At 70.0% G+C, this 21,772-nt stretch carries 20 protein-coding genes and 2 tRNA genes; 17 read left to right on the top strand and 5 right to left on the bottom strand.

The annotated features are described in order from the left end of the window. Positions 1-8: 8 nt before the first annotated feature. The 7 genes from ACI6GS_RS15300 (at position 9) to ACI6GS_RS15330 (ending at position 7,312) form a co-directional block, all read left to right on the top strand. Positions 9-902, top strand: a complete 894-nt coding sequence (locus tag ACI6GS_RS15300) for a YdcF family protein (RefSeq protein ID WP_439814319.1) — start codon at positions 9-11, stop codon at positions 900-902. A 209-nt stretch (positions 903-1,111) separates the two neighbouring features. Further along, on the top strand, positions 1,112-3,805 hold the full coding sequence (gene gyrA, locus ACI6GS_RS15305) for a DNA gyrase subunit A (RefSeq protein ID WP_439817977.1): 2,694 nt from the start codon (positions 1,112-1,114) through the stop codon (positions 3,803-3,805). After that, positions 3,799-4,326 carry a pantetheine-phosphate adenylyltransferase gene (gene coaD, locus ACI6GS_RS15310; protein ID WP_439817978.1) on the top strand — a complete coding sequence of 176 codons (528 nt, stop codon included), beginning with the start codon at positions 3,799-3,801 and terminating at the stop codon, positions 4,324-4,326. The genes gyrA and coaD overlap by 7 nt, the downstream gene beginning before the upstream one ends. A gap of 72 nt (positions 4,327-4,398) precedes the next feature. Next, positions 4,399-4,935, top strand: coding sequence for a peptidylprolyl isomerase (locus tag ACI6GS_RS15315; protein ID WP_439814320.1), 537 nt, complete (start codon positions 4,399-4,401; stop codon positions 4,933-4,935). A gap of 1 nt (position 4,936) precedes the next feature. Continuing rightward, positions 4,937-6,058, top strand: a complete 1,122-nt coding sequence (gene queA, locus ACI6GS_RS15320) for a tRNA preQ1(34) S-adenosylmethionine ribosyltransferase-isomerase QueA (RefSeq protein WP_439814321.1) — start codon at positions 4,937-4,939, stop codon at positions 6,056-6,058. Continuing rightward, positions 6,055-7,200 (top strand): tRNA guanosine(34) transglycosylase Tgt, encoded by a 1,146-nt coding sequence (tgt, locus tag ACI6GS_RS15325; RefSeq protein ID WP_439814322.1) that lies wholly within the window; start codon positions 6,055-6,057, stop codon positions 7,198-7,200. Before queA ends, tgt begins: the two co-directional genes overlap by 4 nt. 36 nt (positions 7,201-7,236) lie before the next feature. Then, positions 7,237-7,312, top strand: a tRNA-Lys gene (locus ACI6GS_RS15330). Between the two features lie 174 nt (positions 7,313-7,486). Here the strand turns inward: ACI6GS_RS15330 and ACI6GS_RS15335 are convergent. Then, positions 7,487-8,371 (bottom strand): sterol desaturase family protein, encoded by an 885-nt coding sequence (locus ACI6GS_RS15335; protein WP_439814323.1) that lies wholly within the window; start codon positions 8,369-8,371, stop codon positions 7,487-7,489. Positions 8,372-8,522: 151 nt separating this feature from the next. Here ACI6GS_RS15335 and ACI6GS_RS15340 point away from each other — a divergent pair, with 151 nt between their 5' ends. Further along, positions 8,523-8,798, top strand: coding sequence for a hypothetical protein (locus ACI6GS_RS15340; protein WP_439814324.1), 276 nt, complete (start codon positions 8,523-8,525; stop codon positions 8,796-8,798). Positions 8,799-8,858: 60 nt separating this feature from the next. Continuing rightward, positions 8,859-9,032: a hypothetical protein gene (locus tag ACI6GS_RS15345; RefSeq protein ID WP_439814325.1), complete on the top strand. Its 174-nt coding sequence runs from the start codon at positions 8,859-8,861 to the stop codon at positions 9,030-9,032. Between the two features lie 4 nt (positions 9,033-9,036). On the opposite strand, the gene ACI6GS_RS15350 is transcribed toward ACI6GS_RS15345, so the two are convergent. Next, positions 9,037-10,020: a glycosyltransferase family 2 protein gene (locus ACI6GS_RS15350; RefSeq protein WP_439814326.1), complete on the bottom strand. Its 984-nt coding sequence runs from the start codon at positions 10,018-10,020 to the stop codon at positions 9,037-9,039. A 7-nt stretch (positions 10,021-10,027) separates the two neighbouring features. After that, positions 10,028-10,549, bottom strand: a complete 522-nt coding sequence (locus ACI6GS_RS15355) for a dTDP-4-dehydrorhamnose 3,5-epimerase family protein (RefSeq protein WP_439814327.1) — start codon at positions 10,547-10,549, stop codon at positions 10,028-10,030. Between the two features lie 105 nt (positions 10,550-10,654). Here ACI6GS_RS15355 and ACI6GS_RS15360 point away from each other — a divergent pair, with 105 nt between their 5' ends. From ACI6GS_RS15360 to ACI6GS_RS15370, 3 genes are all read left to right on the top strand, one after another. Next, positions 10,655-11,320: an arylsulfatase gene (locus ACI6GS_RS15360; protein WP_439814328.1), complete on the top strand. Its 666-nt coding sequence runs from the start codon at positions 10,655-10,657 to the stop codon at positions 11,318-11,320. Positions 11,321-11,396: 76 nt separating this feature from the next. Further along, entirely contained in the window at positions 11,397-11,909 is a 513-nt protein-coding gene (locus ACI6GS_RS15365) for a GAF domain-containing protein (protein WP_439814329.1), read from the top strand. A gap of 202 nt (positions 11,910-12,111) precedes the next feature. Beyond that, the gene (locus ACI6GS_RS15370) at positions 12,112-12,870 is read left to right on the top strand and encodes an outer membrane protein (RefSeq protein ID WP_439814330.1); all 759 of its coding nucleotides are present in this window, start codon (positions 12,112-12,114) and stop codon (positions 12,868-12,870) included. Between the two features lie 230 nt (positions 12,871-13,100). Here the strand turns inward: ACI6GS_RS15370 and ACI6GS_RS15375 are convergent, their stop codons facing one another. Next, on the bottom strand, positions 13,101-16,127 hold the full coding sequence (locus ACI6GS_RS15375; RefSeq protein WP_439814331.1) for a glycosyltransferase: 3,027 nt from the start codon (positions 16,125-16,127) through the stop codon (positions 13,101-13,103). Between the two features lie 210 nt (positions 16,128-16,337). Here ACI6GS_RS15375 and ACI6GS_RS15380 point away from each other — a divergent pair, with 210 nt between their 5' ends. From ACI6GS_RS15380 to ACI6GS_RS15390, 3 genes are all read left to right on the top strand, one after another. After that, on the top strand, positions 16,338-16,631 hold the full coding sequence (locus ACI6GS_RS15380; RefSeq protein ID WP_439814332.1) for an ETC complex I subunit: 294 nt from the start codon (positions 16,338-16,340) through the stop codon (positions 16,629-16,631). A gap of 82 nt (positions 16,632-16,713) precedes the next feature. Beyond that, positions 16,714-16,790 (top strand) — tRNA-Arg (locus tag ACI6GS_RS15385). A 34-nt stretch (positions 16,791-16,824) separates the two neighbouring features. Beyond that, positions 16,825-17,169, top strand: a complete 345-nt coding sequence (locus ACI6GS_RS15390) for a hypothetical protein (RefSeq protein ID WP_439814333.1) — start codon at positions 16,825-16,827, stop codon at positions 17,167-17,169. A 61-nt stretch (positions 17,170-17,230) separates the two neighbouring features. On the opposite strand, the gene ACI6GS_RS15395 is transcribed toward ACI6GS_RS15390, so the two are convergent. Beyond that, positions 17,231-18,628 (bottom strand): DUF4384 domain-containing protein, encoded by a 1,398-nt coding sequence (locus ACI6GS_RS15395; RefSeq protein WP_439814334.1) that lies wholly within the window; start codon positions 18,626-18,628, stop codon positions 17,231-17,233. 350 nt (positions 18,629-18,978) lie between these two features. Between ACI6GS_RS15395 and ACI6GS_RS15400 the strand changes: the two genes are divergently transcribed. Then, positions 18,979-20,949 (top strand): CHASE2 domain-containing protein, encoded by a 1,971-nt coding sequence (locus ACI6GS_RS15400; protein ID WP_439814335.1) that lies wholly within the window; start codon positions 18,979-18,981, stop codon positions 20,947-20,949. After that, complete coding sequence (locus ACI6GS_RS15405) at positions 20,946-21,668, top strand: hypothetical protein (protein WP_439814336.1); 723 nt, start codon at positions 20,946-20,948, stop codon at positions 21,666-21,668. The genes ACI6GS_RS15400 and ACI6GS_RS15405 overlap by 4 nt, the downstream gene beginning before the upstream one ends. Positions 21,669-21,772 lie beyond the last annotated feature (104 nt).

A 21,772-nucleotide genomic window follows, 5' to 3' on the forward strand; every position in this document is an offset into this window, starting at 1 on the left:
TGTACCTGGTGTCGAAGATCCTGGGGGCCCTGGTCGACCCCGCCAACCTGATCGCGCTGTTGCTGGTCGTGGGTGGGCCGCTGGCGGCGTTCCGGCGCCGGATCGGGCGCCGCATGCTGTGGCTGTCGGGTCTGCTGATGCTGGCCTTTGGCGTGCTGCAGGGCGGGCAGTGGATCATCATGCCGCTGGAGCAGCGCTTTCCCGCCAATCCGCCGCTGCCGGAACGGGTGGACGGGCTGATCCTGCTGGGCGGGGCCGAGATGCCGCGCCTGTCGGTCGCCTGGAACCAGCCGCTGTTCAACGAGGCGGGCGACCGCGTCGCCGCCTTTGCCGCCCTGGCTTTGGCCCACCCGGAAGCGCGCCTGGTGGTGGCCGGCGGGTCGAACGACTTGCGCGGGCCGGCCGACTGGAAGGAATCCGAGGTCTCTCTCCGCCTGCTGGAGAAGCTGGGCATTCCGCGCGGCCGCGCCATCGTCGAGGAGCAGTCGCGCAACACGCGCGAGAACGCCGTCAACGCCCAGGCCCTGGCCAATCCCAGGCCGGGCGAGACCTGGGTGCTGGTCACCTCCGCCGCGCACATTCCGCGCAGCGTCGGCATCTTCCGCCAGGTGGGGTGGGAGGTGATCCCCTATCCGACCGATTTCCGCGCGCTGCCGGATGCGCCGCTGCTCCAGGCGCTGGATGTGTCGACGTCGCTCGGCATCGCCCGCGCCGCGGCGCGGGAATGGGTCGGCATGGCCTATTATTATGCGATGGGCTGGACCTCGGACCTGTTTCCGGGACCGCTTGGCCGGCGGCCCGTGCCACCGGCGGCGCCGGCGGCGGCACCACCGCCGGCACCGTCGGGACCGTCGGACCTGGGCGATCCGGCGGCCCCGCCCAGCCCCGCGCCACCCACCTGAGGCCCATGCAGGGGGCGGCTGGCCCTGGGGCCTCCCGCTCTCTATAATCGCGTCCTCGAATCCCGTACCGGGCCATCGCCCTTCCGCACCGGCCCGCTCGCACGATAGTCCCCTTGGCAGACACACCCGACGATCCTTCCGCAGCGCCGCCGACCGGCGGGCCGCTGACCCCGCGCTCCGACATCGCGCCCATCACCATCGAAGACGAGATGCGGCGCAGCTATCTCGACTACGCGATGAGCGTGATCGTCTCGCGCGCGCTGCCCGATGTGCGCGACGGGTTGAAACCCGTGCATCGCCGCATCCTGTTCGGCATGCAGGCCGCGGGCTTTGACTGGAACAAGGCGACCAAGAAATCGGCCCGCGCCACGGGCGAGGTGATGGGCAAGTACCACCCGCACGGCAACCAGGCGATCTACGACGCCATGGTCCGCCTGGTGCAGGACTTCTCCATGAGCCTGCCGCTGCTCGACGGGCAGGGCAATTTCGGCTCCATGGACGGCGATTCCCCGGCGGCCGAGCGCTATACCGAGATCCGGCTGGCGCGGGCCGCCGATTTCCTGCTGCAGGACATCGACGAGGATACGGTCGATTTCCAGCCGACCTATGACAATGCGAACGAGGAGCCGACGGTCCTTCCGGCGCGGTTCCCGAACCTGCTGGTCAATGGCGGCGGCGGCATCGCGGTCGGCATGGCGACCAACATCCCGCCGCACAATCTGGGCGAGGTGATCGACGCCTGCATCGCCATGATCAACGATGCCGACGTCTCGACCGACGACCTGATGCAGATCGTCAAGGGTCCGGACTTCCCGACCGGCGCCCAGATCCTGGGGCAGGGGGCGATCCGCCAGGCCTACCTGACGGGGCGCGGCTCGGTCATCATCCGCGGCAAGCACCATATCGAGCAGCTGCGCGGCGACCGGGAGGCGATCATCGTCACCGAGATCCCCTACCAGGTGAACAAGGCGGGGATGGTCGAGCGCATCGCCGAGCAGGTGAAGCTGAAGAAGATCGAAGGCATCGCCGCCGACGGCCTGCGCGACGAATCGAACCGCGAAGGCGTGCGCGTGGTCATCGAGCTGAAGCGCGATGCCAATGCCGATGTCGTGCTGAACCAGATCTATCGCTTCTCGCCGCTGCAAAGCTCGTTCGCCATGAACATGATGGCGATCCGCGACGGGCGGCCGGAACTGCTCGACCTGCGCACTATCCTGCGTGCGTTCCTGGACTTCCGCGAGCAGGTCATCAGCCGGCGCACCCGCTTCCGCCTGAACAAGGCGCGCGACCGGGCCCATGTCCTGGCCGGCCTGCTGATCGCCGTCGCCAACATCGACAAGGTGATCGCGATCATCCGCGGCTCCGCCGATCCGGCCGCCGCGCGCGAGGCGCTGATGGCCGAGCCCTTCGCCTTCGACGAGGTGATCGACTATCTCCAGCTGATCGAGGACGTGCCGCTGCTGGAGCGGACGGGCCATTACCGGCTGAGCGAGGAACAGGCCCGCGCCATCCTGGACCTGCGCCTGCAGCGCCTGACCGGCCTGGGGCGCGAGGAGATCGGGCAGGAGCTGCGCACGCTCGAAACCTCGATCAGCGACTACCTGCTGATCCTGCGCAGCCGGCCGCGCCTGCTGGAACTGATGCGCGACGAACTGCTGGAGGTGCGCGCCCTGTTCGCGGTGCCCCGCCGCACCGAGATCCTGGAGAATGTCGGCGACCTGGACGACGAGGACCTGATCCAGCGCGAGGACATGGTCGTGACGGTCAGCCGCGCGGGCTACATCAAGCGCGTGCCGCTGTCGGCCTATCGCGCGCAGCGCCGCGGCGGGCGCGGGCGCACGGCGATGTCGACCCGGGACGAGGATTTCGTGACGCAGGTCTTTGCCGCGTCCACGCACACGCCGATCCTGTTCTTCTCCGACAAGGGCATGGCCTATCAGCTCAAGGTCTATCGCCTGCCGGTGGGCACGCCCCAGGCGCGGGGCAAGGCGATGGTCAACCTCCTGCCGCTGTCGACGGGCGAGCGCATCACCACGGTGATGCCGCTGCCCGAGGGCGAGGTGGGCGACGACCATTACGCCATGTTCGCGACGGCCAAGGGCAATGTCCGGCGCAACCAGCTCTCCGAGTTCGTCGACGTGCGCTCGTCGGGCAAGATCGCGATGAAGTTCGAGGGCGAGGACGCCGACGACCGCCTGATCGCGGTGGCGCCGTGCTCCGCCGACCAGGACGTGCTCATCGCCTCGGCCAATGGCCAGGCCGTACGCTTCCCCGTGACGGGGGTGCGCGTGTTCGCCAGCCGCGGCTCGACGGGCGTGCGCGGCATCCGCCTGCTGGACGGCGATTCGGTCGTCGCCATGTGCATCCTGGGCCATGCCGCGGGCGACCCGACCGACGACGAGGACGCGCCCGAGGCCGAGGAGCCGGCGCTGGCCGAGGTCGAGACCGAGGAGCGGGAAGGCGTGCAGTACGTCCTGACCGTGACCGCCAACGGCTATGGCAAGCGGACGGCAATCGACCAGTACCGCCTGACCAATCGCGGTGGCAAGGGCATCATCAACATCCAGACGACGAAGCGGAACGGTCCCGTGGTCGCCGCCCTGCCGGTGGAGGCGGGCGACCAGCTGATCCTGCTGACCGACGCCGGCCAGGCGATCCGCACCCGCGTGGACGAGATCCGCATTGCCGGGCGAAATACCCAGGGTGTAGTTTTGCTCCGCACGGCGGATGGAGAAAAGGTCGTGTCGGTGACCCGTGTCGGGGACGATGCGTCCGCGGATGACCCATCCCCCGACGATCCGGCTGGCGCCGAGGAAGAAGCGGGTGACGCATCGGCGCCCGGGCAGGAGCAATCCGGCCCGGCTTCGGGGCTGCCCGACAACGAGGGAGACGCCTCATCGTGACGCGCGAGCGCATCGGCCTTTATCCGGGCACGTTCGACCCGCTGACCAACGGCCACCTGGACATCATCAAGCGCGCGGTCAAGCTGGTCGACCGCCTGGTGATCGGGGTCGCCATCAATGCCGACAAGGGGCCGCTCTTCTCGCTTGAGGAGCGGACCGAGATGGTGCGCCACGAGTGCGCCCACTTCGCCGGGGCCAACGGCAATGCCGTCGTCGACGTGCGCCCGTTCGACAAGCTGCTGATGCACTATACCGAGGAGGTGGGGGCCAACGTCATCATCCGCGGCCTGCGCGCGGTCAGCGACTTCGAGTACGAGTTCCAGATGGTCGGCATGAACCGCAAGCTGAACCCCGAGATCGAGACGGTCTTCCTGATGGCCGAGGCGACGCACCAGGCGATCGCCTCGCGCCTGGTCAAGGAGATCTGCCGCCTGGGTGGCAACGTGAAGCCGTTCGTGTCACCCTATGTCGCCAAGCTGCTTGAGGCCCGGCTGACGGGCCGCGAACTCTCGAAGGTCTGACGAACTCCCGGAGGTCTGACGACCGCGTTCGTCGGCCTTGCTGCTCCATCCGTCCCCAACCAAAGGTCGGTCATGCGTCGCGTTCTTCTGGCGCTTGCTGCGCTTCTTCTGTTTGCTTCCCCTTCACTTGCCGCGGACCCTGAAAATATGCTGATCATGGAACTCAAGACGGGCCGCGTGGTCATCGAACTGCGCCCCGACCTGGCCCCCAACCATGTCGCCCGGATCAAGGAACTGGCGCGCCAGGGCTTCTATGACGGGCTGAACTTCCACCGCGTGATCGAGGGCTTCATGGCCCAGACGGGCGATCCCCGTGGCGACGGCACCGGCGGCTCTGGCCAGAAGCTGAAGGCCGAGTTCTCGCGCGAGCCGCATGTCCGCGGCACGCTGTCGATGGCCCGCGCCCAGAACCCCGACAGCGCCGACAGCCAGTTCTTCATCTGCTTCGAGCCGGCGCCCTTCCTGGACGGCCAGTACACCGTCTGGGGCAAGGTGACCGAGGGGATGGAGCATGTCGACCAGATCAAGCGCGGCGATCCCAACCGCAACGGCTCGGTCGTGAACCCGGACAAGATCATCAGCCTGAAAGTTGCTGCCGACGTCCAGTGACATGACAGGGCTTCCCGGAACAGCCGTTCCGGGCGGCCAGGCCAGCCATGACGAAGACAAGGCCGGGCGCCCAGCGCTCGGCCTTGTTGATTTTGACTACGACCTGCCGCCCGACCTGATCGCGACCCGCCCGGCCGTGCCGCGCGACGCCGCCCGCCTGCTGGTCGTGGGCCAGGACCTGCGCGACCGCAGCGTGGCCGACCTGCCGCAGGAACTGCGCGACGGCGACCTGCTGGTATTCAACGACACCCGCGTACTGCCCGTGCGCCTGACCGGCCGGATCGGCGAGGGGCGGGTGGAGGCCACCCTGGTCGATGCGCCCGACGGCGCGCTGTGGCGCGCCCTGGTGAAGCCGGGCAAGCGCTTCCGCGACGGCGCCCACGTCACCTTCGGCGCGCTGACCGCGCAGGTGGCGGACCGCCACGCCGACGGCTCCGTCACGCTGCGCTTCGACCGCGCGGGCGAGGACCTGCGCCGCGTGCTGGAGGTCGAGGGCGACATGCCGCTGCCCCCCTACATCGCGAAGCTGCGGGCGCCCGATGCCCAGGACCGCGCCGATTACCAGACCGTGTTCGCGGCGCACGAGGGCTCGGTCGCGGCCCCCACCGCGGGCCTGCACTTCACGCCGGCCCTGCTGGAGCGGCTGCGCGCGCGGGGCGTGGCCCTGGCCCCGGTCACGCTGCATGTCGGGCCCGGCACCTTCCTGCCGGTCAAGGTGGAGCGCCTGGCCGACCACCAGATGCACGCCGAATGGGGTGCACTGCCCGCCGCCACGGCCGCGGCGATCGCGGCGACGCGGGCGCGCGGCGGCCGCGTCGTGCCCATCGGCACGACCGCCCTGCGCGTGCTGGAAAGTGCCGCGCTCGCGGCGCCGGACGGGGCGCCGCCAGGGCCGTGGAGCGGCGAGACGCGGCTGTTCGTGACGCCGGGCTTCCGCTTCCGCGTGGCCGATGGCCTGGTCACCAATTTCCACCTGCCCAAGTCGACACTGCTGATGCTGGTGTCCGCCCTGGGCGGGATGGCGCGGATGCGTGCCGCCTATGCCCATGCGGTGGCCCAGCGCTATCGCTTCTTCTCCTATGGCGATGCCTCGCTGATCTGGCCGGCATCGGAGTCCGCATGACCCGCTTCAGCTTCGCGATCCATGCCACGTCCGGCCAGGCGCGCCAGGGCACGATCACCACGCCCCGGGGCGAGATCCGCACGCCCGCCTTCATGCCCGTGGGCACCGCCGCGACGGTGAAGGCGATGCTGCCGGGGGCCGTGCGCGAGACGGGCGCCGACATCCTGCTGGGCAATACCTATCACCTGATGCTGCGCCCGGGGGCGGAGCGGGTGGCCCGGCTTGGCGGCCTGCACCGCTTCATGCACTGGGATCGCCCAATCCTGACCGATTCGGGCGGCTTCCAGGTGATGTCCCTGGCCGGCCTGCGCAAGCTGGACGAGCGCGGCGTCACCTTCCGCTCCCATGTCGATGGCAGCGCGCACGCCCTGACGCCGGAACGCTCGATCGAGATCCAGCGCCTGCTTGGCGCCGACATCACGATGCAGCTGGACGAGTGCGTGGCCCTGCCGGCGACGGCTGAGGAGACGGCCCGCGCCATGCGCCTGTCGCTGCGCTGGGCGGCGCGTTCCAAGGCGGCGTTCGGCGACGATGCCTCCCGCGGGCGGGCCCTGTTCGGCATCGTCCAGGGCGGGATCGACGCCGGCCTGCGCGCCGAATCGGCCGAGGGGCTGAAGGCGATCGGCTTTGACGGCTATGCCGTGGGCGGCCTGGCGGTGGGCGAGCCCCAGTCCGAGATGTTCGCGGTGCTGGACGGCGTGGTGCCGCACCTGCCTGCGGAGGCGCCACACTACCTGATGGGCGTGGGCAAGCCCTCCGACATCATCGGGGCCGTCGCGCGCGGCATCGACATGTTCGACTGCGTGATGCCGACCCGGTCGGGGCGCAATGGCCAGGCCTTCGTGCGGGGTGGCACGCTGAACCTGCGCAATGCCCGCTTTGCCGAGGATCCGGGCCCGCTGGACCCCGCGTGCCGCTGCCCGGCCTGCCGCGACTTCTCGCGCGCCTATCTGCACCACCTGGTCAAGGCGAACGAGATCCTCGCCTCGGTCCTGCTGACCTGGCACAACCTGACGCACTACCAGGACCTGATGCAGGCCCTGCGCGACGCGATTGCGGCGGGCGGCACGCTGGATGCCGTGCGCGAGGCGTTCCTGGCCCCGGGGCCACAGGCGGCCGACGATCCGCCGGACGAGGCTTGACGCGCAGCCCGCGCCGCACAATCTTGCGCCCCCTGTGAGCCCGTAGCTCAGCCGGTAGAGCACGTGACTTTTAATCATGGGGTCTCGGGTTCGAATCCCGACGGGCTCACCATTCCCTGATCCCAGAGCTGGTCCCCGATCCCGATGACCGGTGCCCCCCGGGTCGGTGGGGCCGAGCGTGAGGCGAACGGCTTCAGCCGACTGTGCATCGTCAGCGAATTGTCGGTTAATAGTGCCAACCACACTTTCGGCACAACAGGCGCCACTGGCAGCATTTGGACAAGGCCTACTGGAAGGGGGCCTTGAGCTGGCCCCAGAAGGTGGCCGGCATTGCGGCGTCGATGCCGATGTCGGCTGGCGGGCGGCGGGGTGGCCGGCAATAGGTGCCGAAGAGCTGGTCGAACAGGACCAGATTCTCGCCATAGTTCCGGTTGCCCTCGTCCAGCACCTTGGAATGGTGCCAGCGGTGCAGTTCGGGCGTGTTGAAGACCAGGCTGAGCGCGCCGAATCGCATCTCGACATTGCAATGGGTCAGCAGGCCGATGAACGCGGTGATCGCCGACACCCACAGGATCACGTCGCCCGGTGCTCCCACGGCTGCCGCCAGGGCCAGGGCCGGGATTGTCTTGGCCAGGCTGTCGACGGCGTGGAAGCGGCCGGTATTCACCACCCACAGCCGGACCGAGGAATGATGCACGGCATGAAAGCGCCACAGGCGCGGCCATTCATGGGCGAGGCGGTGGATGGTGTAGAGCGCTGCCTCCGCGATGACGAGACCGAGGGCGACCTGGAGGGCGAAGGGCAGGGCGCTGGGCCAAAGCCCGCGGCCCTCCGCGGGAAGCAGGTCGCCCGCACCGATCGCCAGCGTCAGCAGCAGCAAGCCGGCGATGAAGCCCTTGTTCAGCAGCGTGTGGGCGAGGTCGGGGCCGATCTGCCCGTCGTCGCGCTGCCAGGCAGGCTCGTGCGGCATCAACCGCTCGCAGCCCAGCAGCACCAAGGCCAGGGCGATGTAGACAAGGTCGAAGCCGATCGTCGCCTGCCCCAGCGCATGGGCCAGGGCCAGGCCCGCGATGGCGCCGGACAGCAGCAGCGGCCACAGCAGCCAGGCAAGGGCAAGGCGCACCGGGCCCGCGGGAGCTGGACGGCTGGGCTCGTAAGGCAAGGCGTCCAATGACGGGATCTCCACGGCCCGCCCGGGCCGACCCCCCATGCGTCAGTCCCCGAACCTGGCCGGCCGATACTAGGTGCGTGACCGCGCCGTGTCTGCATTCTTGGCCACGACGCGCCGTGCCCGTCCGGCGCGATCGGTCCTGGAGGAAATCATGAGCACGATCATGCTGGTCAGCCACGAGCGCCTGGTCGCCATCGAATGGTACCTGCGCCGGCTTTATGTCGAGCGATTCGCGACGGAGCCGGACCCCGTGGCGGCGGCCCAGGCACTGCTGGCGGAGGCGGACGCCTTTGGCGCGGCGCTGTGCGACTACGCCCAGACCGCCGACGCACCGCCCGAGGCGGTCGCGACCTCGACCGAGATCGCGTCCGAGCTGAAGGCCCTGGGCGCCGGCATCCTGGAGGATACGCGCGCCGCCGCATCCTGACCGCGGCGGAACGGTTTTGGGCGGCACCTATTGAGCGGCCATATACACCGGAGTGCCGCCATGACCACCTATGAGACCGTTCACCACGACACCGTCCACCGCGACACCGTCCACCGCGACACTGGGCCGGCCTTTGCCGGGCTGGATATCCTTGGCTTCCTCGCCGCCGTCATCATGGTCCTTGGACCCATGGTGCCGATGGCAACCATTGCCAGCTATCCCGGCCTGGGCTGAGCCTTCAGCCCTCGTCCGGCGGACCATGGCGGCGACGCAACGCCGCCATGGTCGTGGCGTTGCGGGGCAGGGGTCCCAGTCCCCGCGTCCGTCGCAGCGTGTCCAGCACCCAGCGGCCCGGTCGGCCGCGCAGCGTGTTGAGCACGCCCAGCGGTGACAGGCCCAGCGCCATCATCGGTCGTCCCAGCAGCCGCAGATAGGCATGGGTCAGGTGCTGCAGCGGCGTCTGTGGCCGAAGCGGCGCCACATGGTCCAGCACGACCGCGCGAAAGGCGGGAGCCGCGCGCATGCGCTCCCAGAACCAGGCCTGCTCCAGGTCCTGCGGCTCAACATAGGAGCCCTTGCGCAGGCCGGAGGCACAGATGACGGTGCCGAGGTGCGGCAGCGCGCGCAGGCTGGCCCCGGCGCGGTTGGCCCGCTCCAGGAAATCGGCGCTGGGGTAGCGCGCGGTGCGTGTCGCGGCGCGCCAGCCGCCCAGCCGCTCCGCCAGGCTGCGGCGCAGCAGCCAGGACGAGGCCAGCGCGTGCGTCACCGCCGGGTCGAGCCCGCCCGTCGGCGATTCGCCGCCAAGCCACGCGCTCCAGCGGCCGGCCTCCAGCTCGGCCCGGGTGGCGGGACGGACCACGGCCGCGGCCCCGAAGACCAGGTCGGCGGCCGTCGCCTCCAGCCAGTCGACGGCGACGGCCAGGAAGTCCGGGAACCACAGGTCGTCGTGATTGAGCCAGGCGACATAGCGGCTTTGCGTCCGGGCCAGGCCCACATTGTTGGGCCCGCTCTGCTCGCCGTAGTTGATCGCCAGGTCGACGAAGCCGAAGCGCGGCTCGCCAAACGAATCCACCACGGCGCGGCTGCCCGGTGAGCAGTCGCCCACTACGAGTACCTGCCAGTCGCCCAGGGTCTGGGCCCGGACGCTCTCCAGCGTCAGGCGCAGCGCGTCGGGCCGGCCAAAGCTGGCAATGATGATCGCGACCAGCGGCGCATCCCGCATCGCGCCCTCAGGTGAAGCGGTAGGGGATCTGGTCGGTGTCGGGCGGCAGGCGGTAATGGTCGGGCGCCTGGTAGGAATAGGCGCGGTCGACCACGTTGACCAGGATCGCCGGGCCGTCGCCGATCGACTGCACGCCATGCCAGACGCCGGGCGGCACCAGGACCGTCGCCGGCCGCTCCTGGCCCAGGCGCAGCACCGCCACGGCCCCCGCGCTGGGCGAGCCGGAACGCGCGTCGAACAGGACGAGCTTGATGCGGCCATAGGCGCAGGCCAGGCGGTCGACCGTCTGTGCATGGGCGTGCCAGGCGCTGAGGCCGCCGGGGGCCAGCACCTTCTGGAAGACCTGGCCCACCGCGTGTCCGTCGTCCCAGTCCTGCCGCCAGACCTCGGTCAGCCAGCCCTGGTCGCCCAGGACGTTGCCGACCGCCCGCACCGCGACGCCGTCGATCGCCGGCTGGTCCACGACCTGCCAGTCGGGCGTGACCGACTGCGTGTCGCGCACGCCGGTGATCAGCCAGGCATCGGTCATGGTTGGGCTCGCCTTGGGTGGGTCATGCGGCGATCATGACGCGGGCGGAGGATGCTGGCGATGCGGCAGCATCGCCCCGGGCATTGGCACGATGGGAGGGCGGCGATGACAGATGCACCGGCGGGGCGAGCGATGCGGATCGGCCTGATCCATGCCCTGCGCCAGTCGCCGCCGCCGATCGAAGCCGCCTTCGCGCTGGGCTGGCCGCAGGCGGTGCTGGAGCAGGTGCTGGACACCAGCCTGTCCGAGGACCTGGCGCGGGATGGCGCGCTGGGCCCGGCGATGACCGATCGCTTCCTGGTCCATGGCCGGGCGATGGCGGCGCGCGGCGTGGACGCGATCCTGTTCACCTGCTCCGCCTTCGGGCCGTGCATCGACGCGGTGGCGCATGCGCTGCGGCCGCTGCCGGTGCGCAAGCCGAACGCGGCGATGGTCGCGGAAGCGACGGCGATCGGACGGCGCATCGCCCTGGTCGCCACGTTCGGCCCGACGCTGGACACCATGCCGGCGGAGTTTCCGCCCGACGTGACGATCGTGCCGATCCTGGCCGAGGGCGCGCTGGCGGCCCTGGCGGCCGGGGACGTCGCCGGGCATGACCGCCTGGCGGCGCAGGCCGCGGCGCGCGGGGCCGCGGGGTGCGATGTCATTGCCCTGGCGCAGTTCAGCCTGGCCCGGGCCGCACCCGCCGTGGCCGCGGCCACGGGCCTGCCGGTCCTGACCACCCCCGAGGCGGCGGTGCGGGAGCTGAAGGCGGCGCTGGGGGCCGGCTGACGGGTGCTGCCGGCTTGCCAGGGACACGCATTCGCGTCCACCCTGCCTGGGCCCTTCACGTCGCTCCGGAGGCAGCATGTTCGAGGCCGAGGTCCTGCCGGATGCTTTGGACAAGCCCGGTTTCTATCGCGTGCTGGCGCAGCAGCTGACGGCCCTGCTGGAAGGCGAGCGCGACTGGATCGCCAACGCGGCCAATACCGCGGCGCTGATCTTCACCTCCCTGCCGGACCTGAACTGGGCCGGGTTCTATTTCCTGAAGCCTGGGCCTGCGGGCGGGGAGCTGGTCCTGGGGCCGTTCCAGGGCCGGCCGGCCTGCGTGCGCATCGCCCTGGGCCGCGGCGTGTGCGGCACGGCCGCGGCGACGCGCCAGGCCCAGGTGGTGGCCGACGTGCATGCCTTTCCCGGGCATATCGCCTGCGATCCGGCATCGCGCTCGGAACTGGTCGTGCCCCTGCTGGGCGGGGGCCGGGTCGTGGGGGTGCTGGACCTGGACAGTCCGGTGCCCGGGCGCTTCGACGCGGAGGATCGCGCCGGTGTTGCCGAACTGGCGCGCATCTTCCTGGACAGCAGCGAGGCTGTTGCCGCCTGAGCGCAGGGCCTTTGGATCAATCACTGCAAGTGGGCGGGCCAAGCCCTTGTGTCAAGGCGGCGTTCCGCCTGCTGTGCCCGCAATGTGACAGATGACCAGAACGGCGGCTGTGGCAGCAATGTGACAGACCATGACCCGGCGTTCGACTATGGTGCGTCCAGCAATTCGCTGTTTACAACCGTGTTCCAAGGGAGCGATCAAGATGCGTCGTCATCTTCTGTCCGGCGTGACGCTGGCCGCCATGATGGTGGCGGGCGGCGCCCATGCGCAGGACGCCGGCAATTGGGCCGGTGCCTATGGCGGCCTCAACATCGGCTATGGCACGACCGCTGATGGCGACGTCGTCACCACCGGCCAGGTGCCCGTCAACGTGAACAACGTGGCCGGCGGCGCCCGTCCGGGGCTGGTCGAGGTCGACAATGACGGCATCGTGGCCGGCGGCCAGATCGGCTACAACTGGCAGTTCGGCGTCCTGGTCCTGGGTGCGGAGGCTGACATCAGCTTTGCCGACATCAGCGACGACATCACCGTCACCACGCGCAACCTGGCCGGCACCGCCAACCTGAACAACGACTTCGAGTCGAGCCTGGACTACCTGGCGACGTTCCGCGGCCGCGTCGGCTATTCGCTGGGGCAGAGCCTGGTCTATGTCACTGGCGGCCTGGCGCTGGGCGATGTCGAGAATCGCGCCGACTTCTTCGGTGCGGCTGGCCAGCTGCAGTTCACGGGCGAGGAGAGCGGCACCGAGGTCGGCTACACCGTCGGCGCCGGCTTCGAGGCGCAGGTCGCCCCGCAGTGGAGCCTGAAGGGTGAGTACCTGTACTATGACCTGGGCAGCGAGACGGTGAACGTCGCCGTGATCCCGGGCTCGGGCGGTGGTGGCACCGGCTATGACAGCGAGTTCGAGAATGCGGGCCATATCTTCCGCATCGGCGTGAACTATCACTTCAACACGTTCTGATCCGGCGCCCCCGTCGCGGGGCACCAGGGATTGACGGAGCGGGGCGGCCTGTACGGGCCGCCCCGTTTTCGTATGCGGCGCCTGCGTGGCCCAGGATCCCGCCGTCAACCGCAACACACCCGCTCGTCCCCGCGACAGCGGGGTGAGCGGTGAACGGGTCATGCGACAGGGCTCGTCCGGGGGACGGAGAGAGGTCGGTTCGTTCGGGCCCGACCTGAAGCCGTCAGTCGCTATCCCGAGGTGCCGGACTGCCGCCAGGGTCGGGGTGCGCGGGTGGGGAAGGCCGGGCGGTGGTCGGTGCCCTGCAGGCTGAGATTGGGATTGAAAAAGGGATCGTTGAGCAGCAGGTGCCCCCAGCGCTGCTGCATGTAGGCGACCTCGCCCTGGAAGCGCGCGATGCGCGACGGGTCGAGGTCCGAGCCGCGCGACGCCGATTCGTGGTGGATCAGCGTCGCCTCAGGCGTCCACAGGCAGGCAAGGCCGGTCTCCCCGATGCGCAGGCACAGGTCGACATCGTTGAAGGCAACGGCAAGGTTGACCTCGTCCAGTCCACCCACGGCGCGCCAGGCCGCGGCCTTGACCAGCATGCAGGCGGCGGTGACGGCGGAGACGCGCTGCACCAGCTGCGCCCGCCCGAAATAGCCCGGCGCCTCGGCAGGCAGTCCGGCATGAACATGCGCGGCGACGCCCAGCACACCCAGGACGACGCCGGCATGCTGCACCCGCCGGTCGGGATAGAGCAGGCGCGCGCCGACCACGCCCACATCCGGCGCCGCGATCCGCGCCACCATGGCCTTGAGCCAGCCGCGGTCCAACACCTCGATGTCGTTGTTGACCAGCGCCAGGAGTTCCCCTTGCGCGCGCTCGGCCGCCACGTTGTTGAGGCGCGAGAAGTTGAAGGGGCCATCGACGCGCAGGACCTGGACCCGGGGCCGGGTCGCCAGCCCGGCGAGCCAGGCGAGGGTCGCCGGCTCCACGCTGCCATTGTCGACCACGATCACGTCCAGGGCCGGATAGTCGGTCTGCTCCAGCAGCCCCTCGACGCAGCGCCGCACCAGGTCCAGCCGGTCGCGCGTCGGCACGATCGCGGTCACGGTGGGGGTCGCCGAAAGGGGGGCGTGGGCGTGGTGATAGACGCCGGCGGCCGGGCCCACCACGGCGGCGCGCCCGGCGCGGGCATGCGCCTCGGCCAAGGCACGGCGGGCGGCGTCGGTCGCACGGTCGAGGTGCACGGTCGAGAACGTCCCCGCCCCCTTGAACACCCGCCAGTGATAGAGGATGTGGGGCAGGTGGCGGATCCGGGCCGGCGTCGTCTGGTCCACCACGCGCAGGGCAAGGTCGTAGTCCTGGCTCCCCTCGAACCCTTCGCGGAAACCGCCGACGCGACGCACCAGGTCGGTGCGATAGACGCCCAGATGGCTGATGTAGTTCTGGCCCAGCAGAAGATCGGGGTCAAAGTCCGGCTTGAAATAGGGCTCGAAGCGGCGACCGGCCTCGTCGATCTTGTCCTCGTCCGAATAGATGAGGTCGAGGTCGGGCTGCCCGGCCAGGGCCACCGCCACCATGTAGAGCGCGTGCACCGGCAGGACGTCGTCATGGTCCATCAGGGCAATGAAGCTGCCCCGCGCCATGGCCAGGGAGGTGTTGCTGGCCGCGGAGATGTGGCCGTTGCGCTCCCGCCACGCAATCCGGATGCGGGCGTCGGCGGCGGCGTGGGCTTCCAGCACGCGGCGCACGTGCGGCGCGGTCGAGGCATCGTCGGCGATGCACAATTCCCACGCGGGGTAGAGCTGGGCCCGGACGGAGTGGATGGCCGCGTCCAGGTACGCCTCCGGCGTGTTCCAGACCGGCATGACGATCGAGATCAGCGGCTGCGGCAGGTGCTCCAGGTGGGTGCGGATCGCGGCCAGGTCGGCCTCCCCCAGGGCATCCTCTGTCGCGACCCACAGGTCGTAGTCGCTGCTGGCCCGGGTCAGGCGGTCGATCACCATGCGGCGCGTCGCGGCGGGCCCGGACCGGACCAGGTGCGCCAGAAGCGGCCGCACCGCGCGGCGATGACGATAGCCCAGGCGCAAGGCGGCCTCGATCGTGCCGACCGTGCGCCCGGCGACATGGTTGACATCGCCCAGCGTGCCCGACACCGCGGTGATCGCGATGCGCTGGGCGCGGTCGGGAAGGCGGACCATCTGGCCGGCGCCGGCACTGCCCAGGCTGATTTCCAGGCGGCCGGCGGGGCCGTCGACCAGCAGGTGCAGCGCGACCGGGGCGGACCAGGGGCGCGTGACCAGGTCCAGGTTGACCCAGCCCTGCGGCATGGTCCCGTCCTCTGGCACCAGGTCGCCCAGGGCGCCGCGGGGCGCCAGGCGCAGCCGGAAGGGCTGCGCCCGGACCAGCCGCGCCCAGGCCGGCTCCGGCTCCGCCGGGACGGGCGGCGGGGGCGGCGGCGGGTCGGGCAGGGTGGCGACGGGCGCGGGCGGATCCGGCGGTTGTGGCGCAGGCACCTGGGGCGGCGGCGGTGCCGCGCGGATCTCGGCCAGCTGCCGGGCCAGGTCAAGGAGCGAGACCTGCAGTTCCACCGTGCGCCCGCGTGCGGCGAAGAACGCCCGCACCTCTGCCGCGTCGCTGCCCGACAGGCCGGTCAGCCAGCGCATCGCGGCGCCCTGGTCCGGGCCCACGGCCAGGATCCCCAGGCCATGGGCATGGTGGAAGGCGAAATGGGGATGGCGTTGCGCCGCCTCCTCGAACAGGCGCCAGACGCCGAAGCCGCGCTCGCGCACGTTGATGTCGTGCAGCAGGACGACGCCCCGGCGGCTCAGCTTGGGCAGCCAGGCCGCCAGGTCGTGGGCGACCGCATCATAGGCGTGGAAGCCGTCAATGTGCAGCAGGTCGATGCTGCCGTCGGCGAATTGCGCCAGCGATTCGTCGAAGCTCTGCCGCACCAGGCGGGAAAAGCCGCCATAGCGGGCGCCATGCCACAGCGACAGGTCGGCCAGCACCTCCGCCCCATAGGACTCGGAATGGGCATCGCCGGCCCAGGTGTCGATGCCATAGCAGGCGGCATCCAGCTTCAGCCAGTCGACCGCCTGGCAGAAGCCGCAATAGGACACGCCGCTGTGCACGCCCAGTTCCACGATTGTGCGCGGACGGATCGCGTCGACCAGCCAGAAGGCGACCGGCAGGAGGGCGTTCCAGGCCGAGGCCAGCGACACGCGCTCCGGCTGCTCGAACAGGATGGGGCGGAGCAGGTGGGGATTCATGGCACGTGCTGGACCGGGAGGGGGCACCGTGTCAGCGGCCAGGGGGCCTGTCAACGCGGGCGGACCGGCGCGCAATCGCGCCCGCCACGACGCCACGCCATCGCGCCCTGGCGCCACGCAACGCATTGACCCAAAGACCCCTTTGCCGTCATGGTCTGCGCGAACGCCGTCGTCCGGCACGACCCGACCGCATCAGAGGCCGCCGCCCGCATGCTTGCCCGCATCTTCCGCCCCGCCAAGAACGCCATGCAGTCCGGTCGGCGCAATACCAGGCGCTGGCTGCTGGAGTTCGAGCCGGCCAGCGCCCGCTTCGCGGATCCGCTGATGGGCTGGACCGGGTCGACCGACCAGAATGGCCAGCTGCGCCTGAGCTTCGCCACGCGCGAGGAGGCGGTCGCCTATGCCGAGAAGCACCAGATCCCGTTCGAGGTGCTGGAGCCGCACGCCCCGTCCCTCCAGATCAAGCCCTATGCCGAGAATTTCCGCTACGACAAGGTACGCTGACGCCGTCTGACCGCGCCGCGGCGGATGGAGATTTGCCCGGCTGCGCAGGCCAGCGGTTTGGGCTACACCTTGCGCGGCATGCGGCCCCGTAGCTCAGCTGGATAGAGCACCTGCCTTCTAAGCAGGATGTCGCAGGTTCGAGCCCTGCCGGGGTCGCCAGCCGTGTCGTGGCGCTGTCACAGGAGGGCCGGGCATGAAGCTGTGGAGCGGGTTTGCCGTCCTGGGCCTGGTGCTGGTCCTGGCCATCGTTCTGCTGCGCCATGACCTGCGCGGCTGGACCCCGGCCGACCTGACCGACCCGGCCAGCGTCGTCCTGCCCAGCCGCGAGGGTGCCCCTGCCTTTGCGCTGGGTGAATGCCTGCCGGGCACGATCGACCCCTATGACCTGCCGATGGCGGGGGAGGAGACGGGCAGCGCCACGATGACGGTGCTGACCTGCCGCGGCCGCAGCAGCGCCGCGATGATCGTCATCGGCTATGTCGTCGCGGCGGCCGGCGTGCTGCTGATCCTGGCTGCCCGCGCCCGCCGGACGTCCTGAGGGACCATCAACGCAAAAGGGCCGGGGGTGACCCGGCCCATCGCGCGCGTGTCGATGATGCTCAGTCGTTGGACGTGCGCACCACGATCTGGGCTTCGGCCGTGCCCGATTCGGCCTTGGCCATCTGGCCGCGGACTGCCTCGCGCAGCTTCTCGGTCAGCGCCAGGTCACCGGTCAGTTCCTTGGGCAGGTCGATCGGCTTCTCGCTGGCAACCGCCCAGATGATGTCCTCGCCCACCGGCTGCTGCACTTCCAGCTCGTACGGGAGGCCGTCTTCCGGGAGGAGCAGGGCCGTCTCGGCCTTCAGCTTGCCGCCGCCCACGCCGAACGCGGGGTAGAGGAGCGTGGCGCCACCCTTCGAGTCGAAGTTGAACAGGTAGACGTGCGCCTCGCGGTTGACGCGGATGATGAAGCGGATCTTCTCGCCCACCTTGAAGTTCGGGATGCCCTCGCCGGCGGTGGTGCTCAGCTCGATCTGCAGGCCCTTGTTCGAGATGTCGACGGGCACCGCCTCGGCCGGCTGGGTCGCCTGCACGGCGGCCTGCTGCGTCGGCCGGATGCGCGGGAGCGGCAGGTCGTCGGCCGGGATCTCGACCGAGGCGGTCGAGAGCGTGTCGCCACCCTTGGCCCGCAGGTCGACATTGACCAGCAGGGCGTTGTCGCGCGGCTCGACCCGGCCGGCCAGCTCGAACTCGGCATCGACCAGGTCGCCGGTCAGGCTGAGGCCGGGGCGGGCCACCGGACGGATCGCGCGCGTGCGCACCGTCTGGGTGTCCAGGCTGGCGATCTGGGTCTTGGCGTCGATCGCGACGAAGCGGCTGCTGTCGGTGATCGCGCGCTGGAACCAGCCCTGAAGGTAGTCGTACATGCGCCGGTCACCTGCCTGGCCGCTGAAGCGCAAGGGGCGGACATAGAGCGAAGACGGGCCCAGCTGCGGATTGGCGTCCGACAGGCGCAGGACCAGGGTCCGGGCCCAGGCATCGGCGTCGGGCTTCAGCCGGTCGGCCGGCACGGCGCTCGCCTCGATGATCGAGGGCGTGACGATGCCGCGGCCCCAGGCCTTGTCGCGCCAGGGCTTGGCCTGGAGGCTGAGCTGGATTTTGTCGCCGGCCTGGGTCCAGGTGCCGCCGATCACCCAGAACGCCTGGTTGGGCGAGCTGGGCCGGATCACGGTGTAGCCGGCATTGCTGAGCGCGGCCGAGACTTCCTTCTGGATGTCGATCGCGACCGGCGGGCTGATCTTGCTGTCGCCGTCATAGAAGTCGATCGGGCTGACCACCACGTCGCGGCCGCCGGCCTGCTGGTTCTCGTTCAGCTTGGCGATCAGCTTGGCGGCGGCGGCGTCCACGCCGGGCACGGGTGCCGCGCGGACCGGGCCCGCCAGGAGGGCCGCCGCCAGCAGCACCCCCGCCCAGGCATATTGCAGGAGCGGGACGGCGCCTGCCTGTGTTCTCTTCATGGACCAGTCTCCCCAAGAAACGGCGCAACTGCACGAGTCGCAACCTTGCCGGCCAGGATCCGGCCGGCGGGGCGGGCAGTGCTCGTTCGCGTCAGCATAACATCTGGGTACTCGCGCCGGAACGTCATGCCCCGGCTTCGCATGAATGCAGTCTGGCGTGACGGCCGGCCCAATGCCTGTGACCGGGATCACCGCAGCCCCGAAGGCCGCGCGGCGCGGGTGATCGCCATCACGGCCAAATCAGGCAGCGCACGCTAAAGCGGAAAGGGCTAAGGTTTGCCGTTGGTGGCGCTGCCTTGCCTGTCGAAGCGGGAGCCCGCAGGACGCATGACTGCAAGAGGGGCGATTGCATGTTTCGTCAGACGCCGCAGGCGGTGGCCGCCGCCTTCGCCGTGGCGCTGATCGTGGGGACCGTCGCCTTCATCGTCCTGGCGCGGAACTTTCCGCTGATCGCGGTGCCCGAGAACTATGTGGGCGACGTGATCCGCGCGCGCCTGGCGCCGCCACGGCCGCAGAATCCCGACATCGTCGTCCTGGCGATCGGGGAGGGGACGCTCTCCTCCTATGCCTGCCGCTCGCCCGTCGACCGCCTGCTGATTGCCGAAACGCTGCGCGTCCTGGCGGACAAGGGGGCGCGGGCGGTCGGCATCGACCTTCTGTTCGACGTGCCGACCCTGCCCGAAGTCGATGCCCGGCTGCGCCAGGCGCTGCTGGCCTTTCCCGGACCCGCCGTCGTTGCCTATGCCGGCAGCGACGCCGCCCTGACCGAGGGGCAGCTGGGCTTCCAGGATCAGTTCCTGGACGGCGTGCTGAAGGGCTATGCCAACGTCCTGCCCGACAGCGACGACGATACCGTGCGCATGGCCTTTCCCGGCCAGGTGGGCGACGACGGCACCTGGCGCGCCGGACTGCCCTTTGTCCTGGCCGAGGCACTGGGCCATGGCGTGCCGCGCGTGCAGTTCCCGATCAGCTGGCGCCAGGGGCCGGAACTGGGGATGCCGCCGTTTCGCGCCTTTCCGATCGAGCGGGCGGCCCAGCTGCCGCGCGCCTGGCTGGAGAACAAGATCGTCCTGATCGGTGCCGACCTGCCGCACGACGACCGCCGGCGCACGCCGTTCTCGCGCCAGGTCGCGGGCGAGGGGCAGGGCTTCCTGCTGGGCGCCCATGGCGGGACCATTCCCGGCGTGCTGATCCATGCCACCGTCCTGTCGCAGCTGATGGAGGGGCGGACGCAGGTCCTGTCGCCGCTGCTGGTGGAGATCCCGCTGGGCATCCTGCTGGCGCTGCTGGCGATCGTGATCGCGACGCGGCTGCTGAGCCATGTGCTGCAGTCGCTGGCGGTGATCGCCGTGGTGGTGATCCTGTGGGCCAGCGCGTTCTGGATGTTCCAGCGCACCGACATCCTGCTGCCCATGGTGTCGGCGACGCTGGCCTTTGGCCTGGCCTTTGGCGCGACGCTCCTCTACCTGGGCCAGCAGCGCCGGCGCCAGATCATGTTCGTGCGCGATGCCTTCTCCCGCTATGTCTCGCGCTCGGTCCTGAAGCGGCTGGAGCGCGATCCCGAGGCGCTGAAGCTCGGCGGGGTCAAGCGCGAGGTGTCGATCGTCTTCAGCGACCTGGTGGGCTTCACCAGCTTTGCCGAGACGCAGGAGCCGACGGCCCTGATCCTGGTCCTGAACGAGTACCTGGATACCCTGTCGGTGGAGGTGCTGAAGCTGGAAGGCACAATCGACAAGTTCATCGGCGACGGGATGATGGCCGTGTTCGGCGCGCCGGAGGAGATGCCCGACCATGCCGAGCGGGCCATCGCCTGTGCCCTGAACCTGAAGGCGGCGGCCGAGCGCTATGCCGCCAAGGCGGCGCTGAACGGCATCGCCCTGGGCGGCACGCGGGTCGGTGTGCATTCGGGCTCGGTCGTGGTCGGCAATGTCGGCGGGGCGCAGCAGATGAGCTACACGGCGGTGGGCGACGTGGTGAATACCGCATCTCGCCTGGAGGGCGCGAACCGCTACCTGGGGACGGATATCCTGATCAGCGGGGCGACCATCGCGCGCGCCGGATTCCGCGCCGCGCGGCCGATCGGCCATCTTGTGGTCAAAGGTCGGCGCGAGGATCTGGAGGTCTTCGAGCCGTTCACCCTGGGGCCGCAATTGGACAGCTACAATGCAGCCTACGCCCTGATGGCGGCCGAGGACGGCCATGCGCTGGCGGCGTTCGAGGCGCACCTGAAACAGTTTCCCAAGGACACCCTCGCCAAACTGCATCGCGACCGCCTGGCCGCGGGCGAGACGTCCGCCCACATCATCCTGGAGGAGAAATGAAGCGCCTGTCCTTTGCCCTGGCAGCAGCCATGCTGGGCTCTGCCCTGGGTTTCGCCGGGGCGGGTTCCGCGCTCGCCGAAGAAGCGATCGTCATCGAATCGAGCGTCGACGGCATCAAGGACGGCCAGCTCGTCCCCGATGGCGGCACGATCGAGGTCCCGGCCGGCAAGACCGTGACGCTGATCACCAATAGCGGCCAGACCGTGACCCTGGCCGGGCCCTATTCCGGCAAGGTCGAGGGCTCGGGCGGGGGTGGCGGCGAGAACCAGGTGGTCGCCGTGCTGTCCGGCCTGTTCCAGCGCGGCCAGGAAGGCGGCCAGCTGGGGGCGACGCGGTCGATCGGGAACGCCTTCAACGCCAATACCTATGCGGTCGACATGTCTGGCCAGGTCTGCGTGTTCGATCCCGCGAAGGCCAATATCGGTCCCCCCATCCTTGGCGGAAGCAATCGCCTGACCTTGATGTCGGTGACCGGTGCGGCGCAGGCCGTGGTGGACGTGCCCTCTGGCAAGACCGTGCCGTGGCCGGCGGAACTGCCGGTCAAGACCGGGGCCAAGTACCTGGTCCAGAAGCAGGGCAACACGACCGGCCTGATGATCACCCTGAAGGTGATGGAGAGCAGGGCGGAGACCGACCTGGACCGCGTGCTGGAACTGGCGGGGGCCGGGTGCGATGCCCAGGCGCTGCGCCTGATCAAGACCATTCGCGCCGCCGGCTGAGCGTGGGACGCACGGAAGAAAAGTGAAGTCGCGGCGCAGGAGCGGACGCCATCGTGCGTGACAGGACCATCACCAGCCCGCAAGGGCACAAGTGAAAGGTTCAG

Source organism: Zavarzinia sp. CC-PAN008 (genome assembly GCF_051903925.1).
Taxonomy (GTDB): domain Bacteria; phylum Pseudomonadota; class Alphaproteobacteria; order Zavarziniales; family Zavarziniaceae.